Origin of the sequence: Oscillibacter sp. UBA6647 (assembly GCA_002455655.1) — a bacterium.
Classification (GTDB): Bacteria; Bacillota; Clostridia; order Oscillospirales; family Oscillospiraceae; genus Oscillibacter.
Map to the genome: position 1 here is coordinate 1 of DKLF01000039.1, position 10,723 is coordinate 10,723.

Annotated in this window: 11 protein-coding genes; 5 read left to right on the forward strand and 6 right to left on the reverse strand. The window is 58.4% G+C overall.

Features of this window, described 5'->3' with window-relative positions; all coding sequences use genetic code 11:
- Positions 1-1,056, reverse strand: a 1,056-nt coding sequence (locus B2W96_RS03290) for a GGDEF domain-containing protein (RefSeq protein ID WP_293008523.1), incomplete at its 3' end; no start/stop codon positions are given.
- 392 nt (positions 1,057-1,448) lie between these two features.
- Between B2W96_RS03290 and B2W96_RS03295 the strand changes: the two genes are divergently transcribed.
- Together B2W96_RS03295 and B2W96_RS03300 are read left to right on the forward strand one after the other, a co-directional pair.
- Positions 1,449-2,714 carry an aminotransferase class I/II-fold pyridoxal phosphate-dependent enzyme gene (locus tag B2W96_RS03295; RefSeq protein ID WP_293008543.1) on the forward strand — a complete coding sequence of 422 codons (1,266 nt, stop codon included), beginning with the start codon at positions 1,449-1,451 and terminating at the stop codon, positions 2,712-2,714.
- A gap of 92 nt (positions 2,715-2,806) precedes the next feature.
- The gene (locus B2W96_RS03300) at positions 2,807-3,712 is read left to right on the forward strand and encodes an EamA family transporter (protein WP_293008525.1); all 906 of its coding nucleotides are present in this window, start codon (positions 2,807-2,809) and stop codon (positions 3,710-3,712) included.
- Positions 3,713-3,862: 150 nt separating this feature from the next.
- On the opposite strand, the gene B2W96_RS03305 is transcribed toward B2W96_RS03300, so the two are convergent.
- Entirely contained in the window at positions 3,863-4,399 is a 537-nt protein-coding gene (locus B2W96_RS03305) for an O-acetyl-ADP-ribose deacetylase (protein WP_293008527.1), read from the reverse strand.
- A gap of 272 nt (positions 4,400-4,671) precedes the next feature.
- On the opposite strand from B2W96_RS03305, the gene B2W96_RS03310 reads away from it, so the two are divergent.
- Positions 4,672-5,337, forward strand: a complete 666-nt coding sequence (locus tag B2W96_RS03310) for a hydrolase (protein WP_293008529.1) — start codon at positions 4,672-4,674, stop codon at positions 5,335-5,337.
- A gap of 46 nt (positions 5,338-5,383) precedes the next feature.
- On the opposite strand, the gene B2W96_RS03315 is transcribed toward B2W96_RS03310, so the two are convergent.
- Positions 5,384-6,742: an 8-oxoguanine deaminase gene (locus B2W96_RS03315; RefSeq protein WP_293008531.1), complete on the reverse strand. Its 1,359-nt coding sequence runs from the start codon at positions 6,740-6,742 to the stop codon at positions 5,384-5,386.
- A 143-nt stretch (positions 6,743-6,885) separates the two neighbouring features.
- Between B2W96_RS03315 and sdaAB the strand changes: the two genes are divergently transcribed.
- The gene (sdaAB, locus tag B2W96_RS03320) at positions 6,886-7,554 is read left to right on the forward strand and encodes an L-serine ammonia-lyase, iron-sulfur-dependent subunit beta (protein WP_293008533.1); all 669 of its coding nucleotides are present in this window, start codon (positions 6,886-6,888) and stop codon (positions 7,552-7,554) included.
- Complete coding sequence (gene sdaAA, locus B2W96_RS03325; protein WP_293008535.1) at positions 7,554-8,429, forward strand: L-serine ammonia-lyase, iron-sulfur-dependent, subunit alpha; 876 nt, start codon at positions 7,554-7,556, stop codon at positions 8,427-8,429. The genes sdaAB and sdaAA overlap by 1 nt, the downstream gene beginning before the upstream one ends.
- A 109-nt stretch (positions 8,430-8,538) precedes the next feature.
- On the opposite strand, the gene B2W96_RS03330 is transcribed toward sdaAA, so the two are convergent.
- The 3 genes from B2W96_RS03330 to B2W96_RS03340 form a co-directional block, all read right to left on the reverse strand.
- The gene (locus B2W96_RS03330) at positions 8,539-8,889 is read right to left on the reverse strand and encodes a helix-turn-helix domain-containing protein (RefSeq protein ID WP_293008537.1); all 351 of its coding nucleotides are present in this window, start codon (positions 8,887-8,889) and stop codon (positions 8,539-8,541) included.
- A gap of 189 nt (positions 8,890-9,078) precedes the next feature.
- Positions 9,079-9,945, reverse strand: a complete 867-nt coding sequence (locus B2W96_RS03335) for a bifunctional 5,10-methylenetetrahydrofolate dehydrogenase/5,10-methenyltetrahydrofolate cyclohydrolase (protein ID WP_293008539.1) — start codon at positions 9,943-9,945, stop codon at positions 9,079-9,081.
- Between the two features lie 13 nt (positions 9,946-9,958).
- The gene (locus tag B2W96_RS03340; RefSeq protein ID WP_293008541.1) at positions 9,959-10,588 is read right to left on the reverse strand and encodes a cyclodeaminase/cyclohydrolase family protein; all 630 of its coding nucleotides are present in this window, start codon (positions 10,586-10,588) and stop codon (positions 9,959-9,961) included.
- Between the last annotated feature and the right edge of the window lie 135 nt (positions 10,589-10,723).

Consider the following 10,723-nt stretch of genomic DNA (forward strand, 5'->3'; position numbering starts at 1 on the left):
CCAGAGAGAAACGCCGCCCCGCTGCACGCGCTTGGCGCGGTAAAGTGCCGCGTCGGCCCGGTTCATAAGGACCTGAGGGTCTTCGCCGGGGTCACAGGCCGTCAGTCCGATGCTGATGCCCGAAGGGATGGGCCCCGCGTCCGCCTCCACAACCTGAATAAAGTCGGACTGGATTTGGTGGCACAGAGAAGCCGCTTCTTCTAAGTTCCGGGTCTGAAGGATGGCGCAAAACTCATCGCCGCCAAAGCGGAAGGAGCGGAACGCATCGTCTTCATAGCGCTGAAGAATCCGCCCTAAAGACTGCAAATAGGAATCGCCTCGTATATGCCCCAGTTTGTCGTTCACATTTTTAAACTGGTCCACGTCCATCATGGCAAAAAACCATTGAGAGCGGCTCTGACGTGTGATTTCGGAGAGCGCGATTTGCAGGGCCCTCCGGTTTCCAACGCCGGTAAGGCTGTCGGTTCTCGTTTTTTCCCGCAGCCGATGCTGTTCCAAAACTGCGTTGACGCTGAAGTCAATCTGCCGCCGGCAGAGCCGAACCAAAAGACTGGAAATCAGGCAGCAGGTGGCCAGTACGGAGAGGGAAATCAACTGATTCAAAACCTCCGGTCCGCTGAGGCGGAAGGGGGGAACGTCGGCAAACCAACTCAGGAAAAGGTCGGAGACGACCTTTCCCGCAATGCAAAGCACGCCCACCAGTGCGGTTAGACGAATCCGCCCGTACAGAATGGTCAGGATCACCGGCAGCATCAGAGCCATATCCATTGCGGGGAAGAAACAGTGCACTGTGTAAAGCACAAGCCCGATGCCCGCTCCGCAGAGAGAAATAATCACAATGCGCGTATCCTCGCGTAGCCTTTTGCTGCGCCGGACCAGCAGAGCGGCGCCCAGCAGCACAAGGTTTACAAGCAAAGGCAGTATGATAAACCGGATCAGATACCGCTCGGCAGATGCAATGGGAAGCCGAAAAAAGTCGGCCGCAAAAAGGACCAGACACTCCAGCACCACGGTAATAAAAACAGCGGCGGACATAATCAGCAGGTGAAGCTTCATCCAGATGCCACAAATGTCTCCGGGCGTTTGTCCTGCGCTCTGATACTCAGTCGAAGGTTGTCCCAATATCCTGCGCCCCCGTTTCTAGAATGCTTGCCTGACTTGCTTTACAGATGCCTGATTAATCAGTTAAATAGTATTTTTTATTATAACAGGCGGGCTTTTGTTTGTCATCAGCTTTTTAAAAAAATTTCCCTAATTTTCCAATTTGCACAAAAAATATCCCATAATTGCACAGACAGTCTCCGACGAAGCGTCGGGGAAGAAGAAGCTTGCTTTTTCTTGCGTTTTTTTGGCGGATGTGCTAAAGTAAGGAAGCCGCCGACCTCCGCCGGTTATCCCCGGCGAATTCAAAAGCGGCAAAGGAATTGAAGAGTTTGAACAATCAGAATATGTATGAGGCCCTGGGCGTGAGCCGGGCCGTTTATGAAATCGGAGAGACCGTGCTGGCCGCCCTGCGGGAGCGGTTTGCGGAGATAGACGCGGTGGCAGAGTATAATCAGGGCAAGGTGCTGCTGGCCATGCAGAAAAACAGGGTTAGCGCCGCCCATTTCGCCGCTACCACGGGCTACGGCTACAACGACGAGGGCCGGGACAATCTGGAGCGGATATATGCCGACGTGTTTCACACCGAGGTGGCGCTGGTGCGCCCGCAGATTACCTGCGGAACCCACGCGCTGGCGGTGGCATTGTCCGCCAACCTCTTGCCGGGGGACGAGCTGCTTTCCCCCGTGGGCGCACCCTACGACACGCTGGAGGAGGTCATCGGGATCCGGGAGAGCAGGTGCTCATTAAAGGAATACGGCGTGACCTATGCGCAGGCTGATTTAAAAGAGGATGGAAGCTTTGATTACGATGCCATCCGGGCCGCAATCAATGACAGGACAAAGCTGATTACCATTCAGCGTTCCAAGGGCTATGCCACCCGTCCCAGCTTTTCCGTCCCCCAGATCGGAGAGCTGATTGCCTTTTGCAAGTCCGTGAAACCGGACGTGAAATGCATGGTGGACAACTGCTATGGCGAGTTTGTGGAGTTGGAGGAGCCTTCCGACGTAGGGGCGGACATGGTGGTGGGCAGTCTCATCAAAAACCCCGGCGGCGGTCTTGCGCCCGTGGGCGGGTATATCTGCGGTACGAAGGAATGCGTGGAGCGGTGCGCCTACCGGCTCTCCGCCCCGGGACTGGGGCAGGAGGTGGGCGCAAACCTGGGCCTGATGCCCGCGCTGTATCAGGGCCTGTTCTTGTCGCCCACGGTGGTGTCCGGTGCGCTGAAGGGCGCGATTTTTGCTGCCAACATCTATGAAAAGCTGGGCTTTGCCTGTGTCCCCGGCGGGGCGGAGGATCGGCACGATATCATCCAAGCGGTCACATTGGGAAGCCGCGAGGCCATGGTGGCCTTCTGCAAGGGCATCCAGTCCGCCGCCCCGGTGGACAGCTACGTCACTCCGGAGCCGTGGGCCATGCCGGGCTATGACTCCGATGTGATTATGGCGGCGGGTGCCTTTGTGCAGGGAAGCTCCATCGAGTTGTCTGCCGACGGGCCCATCCGGGAGCCCTACGCCGTGTATTTTCAGGGCGGACTGACGTGGTATCACGCGAAGCTTGGCATCCTCATGAGCCTGCAAAAGCTGGTCGAGGCCGGTATTGTGAGGCTGTAAATGTCTACGCCCAATCACTTTTTCAGGAGGAGGCCGCCTCCGGTCCAAAACCGATAAACCTCAACAAATTTTAATACAGGAGATTTATCTACATGTGGTTTTGGCTTTCTATGATTACCCTGCTCTGCTGGAGCGGGTCGGACCTTTTTTCCAAAATCGGCTGCCGCGATCAGGACAAATATGCGCACCTGAAAATGGTGATGGCCGTGGGCCTTGTGATGGGCATTCACGCCGCCTATGAGGTTTTTATCGGTGGGGCGGAGATTTCCGTTTCTATCCTGCTGACGTACTTGCCTGTTTCCGCGCTGTATATCCTGTCTATGACCATTGGCTATGTGGGCCTGCGGTACATTGAACTATCGATTTCCTCGCCCATTTGCAATTCCTCCGGTGCGCTTGTGGCGGTGTTGCTTCTGGTCACCGGCGGCGCGGGCGACGTGAGCGGCTGGCAGCTTGCCGCCGTGGCGCTAGTGTGCGCGGGCGTGGTGGGCCTTGGCATTGTGGAGGCCCACGAGGATGCGGACCTGCGCGCTCTGCGGCAGGAGGCGTCCAATTACAAATACGCAAAGTCCGCGCTGGCCTTGGTGCTGCCGATTCTCTACTGTCTGCTGGACGCGCTGGGGACCTTTGCGGATTCTCTGGTGCTGCGTACGCTGAACGAAGACTCTGCCAACGTCGCCTATGAGCTGACGTTTTTCGTCTGCGCGGTGGCGTGCTTTATCTACGTGGTGCTGGTGAAAAAGCAGCCGCTGGTTCCCAAGCAGGAAGCGCCCAAATACGTGGGCGCCCTGTGCGAGACGGCTGGCCAGTTTGCCTATATCTACGCCATCGGAGATGAGGAGCATGTGATGATGGCTGCGCCCATCATCTCGGCTTACTGCGTGGCCTCCGTGGTGTGGAGCCGCATTTTCCTGAAGGAAAAGCTCTCCGTGCGGCACTACGCGGCGATTGCCACAGTCATTGTGGGCATCGTGATTCTGGGCGTGTTCGACGCATAAGCCACGGGGGAAACCAACCGTAGCAGAGCCGGTTTCATGCGGAGGCACGCATTCCTGAAATCGACCGTTCAGCGATAAAAAGCGCCCTCTTCCCATAGGAAGAGGGCGCTTGTCAGATTCCGAAACAGATGCGGCGCGGCTCAGGGGGATTCACAGCCGGTCCGCCTTGGTTCCGGCGTACCAGAAATTATAGGTCTGCCGCCAAATTTTCGCGGCTTCCTCTGTGTGGCAGATAATCCGTACGCTGCGGGGCGTTTCATGTTCGTAAAGAAAGTTCATAATTGTTCGCAGAGCCACCGCAGCGGCCTGTGCCGCCGGATAGCCGAAAACCCCGGTGGAAATACAGGGAAAATCCACAGATTGAATGCGATGCTCCTTGGCAAGATGCAGACAGGAACGGTAGCAGGAGGCAAGCTGCTCCGCCTCACCGGATTGCCCGCCCTGCCACACGGGGCCGGGCGTGTGAAGCACATACCGGGCCTTCAGACGATAGCCCTTTGTCAATTTCGCCTGCCCCGTGGGGCAGCCGCCAAGTGTGCGGCACTCCTCCAAAAGCTCCGGGCCGGCAGCGGCGTGAATCGCCCCATCCACGCCGCAGCCGCCAAGAAGCGACTCATTGGCGGCGTTGACAATGGCTTCGGCATTTGATTGGGTAATATCTCCCACAAAAATGGAAAAACGGTCCATAAAGGTGCCTCCTTTTGCAATTTTCTGCATATCTTTTCCAGTTAAACTGCAGGCCGTATACCCGGCGGCAGTTGTCCCGCTGGGGTTGCCGGTTCCGGTGGGCGGTGTGTGCCGTATCTGGCGGCCCCGGGCTGCGGCGCTTGCTCCGTGCCTGGCGTCCCGCTATGAGGACGAGCCCTTTACAGCGCTTTTACTTGCGTTTACGGCGGTAAAGTGATAAAATACATACCATAATATTAGTTTTTTAATCGTATCGCAAAAGGAGGTCATCCATGCCCAAACACATGCCAACCTATACCGGGACGCTGCGCAGTCACACGCTGGCGCTTCCTCAGTGCGTCAGCGAGTGCGGCGGTATCCGCATTTTTGGCCGACGCATCAAGTCCCTGGCCTTTTCAACAGATGTGGCCATTGTCAAAAATATCAACGCCGACGCCATCATCGCCGTCTATCCCTTTACGCCCCAGCCGGTGATTTCTCAGGCCATTATCAGCGTGTCGGATGTGCCGGTATTCGTGGGAGTGGGCGGCGGCATCACAACAGGCGCCCGGGCCGTCCGTCTGGCAATTCAGGCGGAGCATCAGGGGGCCTACGGTGTGGTGCTGAACGCGCCCACCGACAACGCAATCATTCGCCAGATCAAGGAAGAGGTGGACATTCCGGTGATGATCACCGTGGTGTCCGAGAGGACGGATATCCGTGCCCGCATGGATGCCGGAGCCGATTTCCTCAATGTGTCCGGCGCGGCCAGAACCCCGGAAATCGTGGCCCACATCCGAAATCAGTTTCCCGAGGTGCCCATCATCGCAACCGGCGGACCTACGGACGAAACGGTCCTCAAGACCATCCGGGCCGGGGCCAACGCCATTACCTACACGCCCCCCAGCACAGGTGAGCTGTTTGCCAAAATTATGGACAGGTACCGGGACACACTTTAAAGGCAGGCGCTCCTCCAAACGCGGGGGGAGCGCCTTTTTTATCGCATTACGCCCGAGCCAGATATTCCCCACAGACCCGCCGGGCCTCGGCCGCCACCGCGTCCTCGTCCACAGTGACCAGCCGACCATCCCGGACCACAATCTTTCCGCCCACCACCGTCATGTCCACAGGACCCCGCAGGCCCATGGTGGCGAGGACCGCGGCGGGGTCGTATTCGCCGCCCACCAGTTCCAGACGGCGGGAGTCCACCAAAAAGAAGTCCGCGCAGTTGCCAACCGCCAAAGAGCCGATATCCTCTCTTCCCAGCAGGCGGGCGCTGCCCCGGGTGGCCAGCTTCAAAATCTCATACCCTGAGGGGGCGGCGGCGCTGGAGTTGAGCCGGTGGAGCAAAAATGCCACTCGCAGCTCCTCCATCAAAGACGAGCCGTCGTTGCTGGCGGAGCCGTCCACCGCAAGACCCACCGGAACACCCAGCTTCATCATCTCGGGAATCCGGGCCACGCCGGAGCTGAGCTTCATGTTGGAAATGGGGCAGTGGGCCACGCCCGTGCCGGTGCGGGCAAGTTCTTGCAGTTCGTCGGTGTTAAAATGGATGCCGTGGGCATACCACACGTCCGGTCCGGTCCAGCCGAGGGAGGCCATGTATTCAAGGGGGCGCATTTGGAAACGCTCTAAGGTATAGCGCTCCTCGTCCTTTGTTTCCGCCAGATGTGTGTGCAGCCGCACGCCATACTGCCGGGCCAGTACGGCGCTTTGGCGCAGCAGTTCCGGCGTGACGGAGAAGGGCGAGCAGGGGGCCAGCGCCACCTGACGCATGGAGCCAAACGACCCGTCGTGATATGCCTCGATGCACCGGGCGGAATCGCGCATGATTTCGTCCACCGTCTGCACCACGCTGTCCGGCGGAAGGCCCCCGTCCTTTTTGGACAGGTCCATGCTGCCCCGGGAGGCGTGGAACCGGACGCCCAGCTCCGCCGCCGCCGCAAACTGCACGCCCATCAGATCGCCCGCCCCGGCGGGGAAGACGTAGTGATGGTCAAACACGGTGGTGCAGCCGTGCTTTAAAAGTTCGCCGCAGCCCGTCAGGGTGCTGAGGCGGATCGCTTTGCCGTCCAGCCCTTTCCAGATTTCGTACAGGGCGGTGAGCCAGTCAAACAGCTCCAGATTTTGTACCTGGGGCAGGTTTCTCGAAAAGGTCTGGTACAGGTGGTGGTGGGTGTTCACAAGCCCCGGGTAGCACCAGAAATGAGAGCCGTCCAAAACCTCATCGGCAGACTCGGGCAGCGCTGTTCCCATGGCGCGCAAAACGCCGTTTTCACAATAGAGATCGATGTTTTTCAAAATCCGGTCATCGTCATCGCAAGTCACCACGGCGGACAGATTTTTAATCAGCAGAGAGGACATGGCGCAGCTCCTTTCAACATTAAAACAGGTTGCATCGTTTTTTACGACTATTCTAACAGAAGTATCAAAAAAATCAACTTGAAACCTAATAAAATTTGTAGTAAGCTAAAAGAAAGTTTTGAAACAGGGAAGGGAGGGGCCTTATGCTGGATATTTTTGATATCCTGGGTCCCATTATGGTGGGGCCGTCCAGCTCTCACACGGCGGGGGCGGTGCGGATTGGCAACATGGCCCGGTCGCTGCTGGGCGGCGAGCCGAAAACGGCAAATATCGGACTGCACGGTTCTTTTGCGGAGACGGGGCCGGGACACGGCACGGACCGGGCGCTGGTGGCAGGGCTTCTGGGGATGCGGCCGGATGATCTGCGGATTCCCCGCAGCTTTGAGTTGGCGGAAAAAGAGGGGCTTCAGGTATCCTTTCATAAAGTGGAGCTTAAGGAAGCCCATCCCAACACGGCGGTGCTCCGCGTCTCCGACGGAAACGGGCGGACGCTGGAGCTTCAGGCGGCCTCCACCGGCGGCGGCCGCATCCGGGTGGATGCGCTGGACGGCATTCATGTGAATTTCACCGGCATTTTCAACACGCTGGTTATCCGATCCATCGACGTGCCGGGAAAGCTGGCGGAGGTGACATGGATTCTGGAGCATGGAAACGTGAACATCGCCAACATGAACCTTTGGCGGGCAAAGCGGGGCGGAAGCGTGCTGATGGTGATTGAGACGGACGAGAAGGTGTCCCCCAAGGTGCGGACACTGATTGGGGAGCTGGAGGATGTGACCGGCGTGACGTATTATGAGAGGGAGGACGCGTAATGGCACTGGATTCCATGCAGGAGATTTTTGATGCCGCCGAAGCGGGCGGCAGGGAGTTTTGGGAAGTGGTGCTGGACACCGACATGGAGGAGCGGAGCGTGACAGTAGAGGCGTCCATGGAAAAAATGCGGATTGCATGGCGGGCCATGCTGGAAGCGGTGGACACCTACCGGGGCGACCGCCTCTCGGCCAGCGGACTGGTGGGCGGCGACGGAAAGAAGATGCGCAACTACGCGGCGGAGATGAACACCCTTTCGGGACCTTATCTCTCGGCGGTGATTGCCTCCGCGCTTTGTACGGGCGAGTCCAACGCCTGCATGCGCCGGATCGTGGCGGCGCCCACAGCGGGCGCCAGCGGCGTGCTGCCTGCGGTGCTGATTCCCCTCTACCACCGGGGCGACATCGACGAGGACGCTGCCGTCCGCGGGTTGTATGTGGCGGCAGGCATCGGCGCGGTGGTGGGCAGCCGGGCCTGTATTTCCGGGGCCTCTGGTGGCTGTCAGGCAGAAATCGGAACGGCCTCCGCTATGGCTGCGGGTACGCTGACGGCTTTGCGGGGCGGCTCCTGCCAGCAGATCGGCCATGCGGTAGCCATGGCGCTGAAAAACCTTTTGGGCCTTGTGTGCGACCCCGTGGCGGGCCTTGTGGAGGTTCCCTGCGTAAAGCGGAACGTGGTGGGCGCGGTCAATGCCGTGAGCTGCGCGGACATGGCCCTTGCGGGGGTGGAGAGCCGGGTTCCTGTGGATCAGGTGATCGACTGCATGGGCGAGGTGGGCCGCAAAATGTCCGAGGAGTTTCGTGAGACGGCGCTGGGCGGCCTTGCGGATTCCCCCTTTGGCCGGGAGGTCAAGGAACGGATGAAAAACCGGGTGTAAATGAAAGGTCGGGCCATCGTATCACTTTGATAAGGATGCTTTAGGGCATCACCGTCTTATCCACGGTGATGCCCTCATTTTGTGTTATAATCATTATATAAACGCCAAGTTATTCAACTTCCTTTAGCAAATCTTCTGCTGAGATACCGTACAGATTTGCAAGAGCCAGAAGATTGGAAGTGCTTGGATCAGAAGTGCCGCTTTCCCATTTTGATACGGCTTGCCGACTGACGCCGATACTTTCCGCCACAAATTCCTGCGTCATTTTGCAGCGGGTGCGGTTTGCCTTCAGTGCTTCACCAAGCGACCTTGTTACCCGTTCTTTTTCTTTCCGCACGCTGTCGGAACGGATATACTTCAGAAGCGCCTTAATTATCAGTATAACAAGGACAATGACAACTGCCGCAATAGCGAGATAGAGTACGAAACCTCCAAGTAAAAACGAAAAGCTAATATTCATTGTGTATTCCTCCTCTTAAGTTGGCTCCATTTTAACAAAAGCGGTTGCATGACACTACCAACTTTCGCGCAACTTTAGGTTGCATTCCCGTTGCATCAATGAATATAAGCCTTTTTAGCAAGAGTATATAAAGCTTCAACCCGATTTTTATAGTTCTATTATAACAGCGGTAGTTTGGAAAAAGGTGTGTCAGTCGTCCCACTTCACGCCGGCGGCTTTGGCCGCCGCGTCGATGACGTGCCCGGCCAGCACGGTGGAGGTCACCGTGCCCACCCCGCCGGGAACCGGCGTGATGGCGGCGACCACCGGCTCCACGCTGGCAAAGTCCGCGTCGCCGTGCATGGAGCCGTCGGCGTCCACATGGATTCCCACGTCGATCACCGTCTGGCCCGGAGCCACGCACCCGCCGTCCACCGCCCCGGCTTTTCCGGCGGCCACAATCAAGATCTCCGCCCGGCGGCACTCCTCCGCCAAGTCTTTCGTGTGGGTATGGCAGGTGGTGACGGTGGCGTTTCGGGCCAGCAGCAGCATGGCCACGGGCTTACCGATGACAAGGCTGCGACCAACCACCGTCACGCGCTTCCCGTCCAAATCGCAGCCGTAGTGATCCAAAAGCTCCATACAGGCCTGGGCGGTGCAGGGGGGATAGCCCGCGCCCTTTCCGGTGAATACCCGGGCAAGGGACCCGCCGGTGATGCAGTCCACGTCCTTTTCGGGAAGCAGGGCTTCACAGGCTGCCTGCTCGTTCAGGGTTTTGGGCAGAGGGCGCAACATCAAAAGGCCGTGGATGTCCGCAGCGGTGTTGACACTTTGGATGGCCTCCATCAGCTCGTCCTGAGTGCAGTCGGCGGAAAGGGTCAGCTTTTTGACCGCCACGCCAAGCTTTTCGCACCGCTTCACCGCGCCCCGCTCATAGGCCAGATCGTCGGGCCGCTCGCCAACCCGCAAAATGGCCAGCGTGGGCTTCACGCCCTTTCCTTCCAGCGTCTGCACCCGCTCCGCAAGGCGAAGGCTCAATGCCTCCGCTACTTCTTTTCCGCTTAAAATCCTTGCCATACGCGCTCTCCTCTCACTTTCCCCGAAGCTGGACCCGCACCGCGTCCGCCACGGCGGTGGCCCGCGCGACGTATTCTTGCAGCAGTGCGTCGGTCCGGTGCTCCAGTGCCGCCGCCGTCACGCGGTTTTTCATGGTCTTCGTGTTGATAAACACATTCAGCGCGGCGCATTCCATGGCCGCCCGACAGCAGGTTGCCCCGCAGCCCACGTCGGAAATCAGCATCACGCTGCTCTTTTCCAGCAGACCCTCCAGCAGCTCGACGGCCTTGGCGCACTGCTCCAGCGTTTCCATGGGCGCGGCGCAGGCCCGCTTGGTGGCCTCTTCCAGAACCGCGTCCCGGGTGGGGTCGTCCTTGGGAATGGAATAAGCGCGGGACAGAGGCTCAAAGGCCGCCGCATCTGCGTCCACCAGTTCCAGAAGGCGCGTTTGAATTTCTGCTCCCTTTTCCAGCAGGACGCGGAGGTCCTCCTCCACAGCGGCGTATTTTTTCCGCCCCAGAGTCATATTTCCCGCCATGGAGCCCAAAGCGGAGCCCAGCGCGCCCACCAGAGCAGAGGCGCCGCCGCCGCCGGGAACAGGGACTTTGGCCGCGAGGAGGGAGGTAAACTCCCGGCAGGTTCGATCAATCAGCTTTTCTGGCATGGACAAATCCTCCGTTTTTTTATCAGTTTTTGGCGCGTTTACTGGAAAATAGTATACCCCTATCCCAATAAAATTGCAACGCTTTGCAGGCTGGATAAAACGAGGCCAGAATTTTTGTATATGGGGCAGAAATCT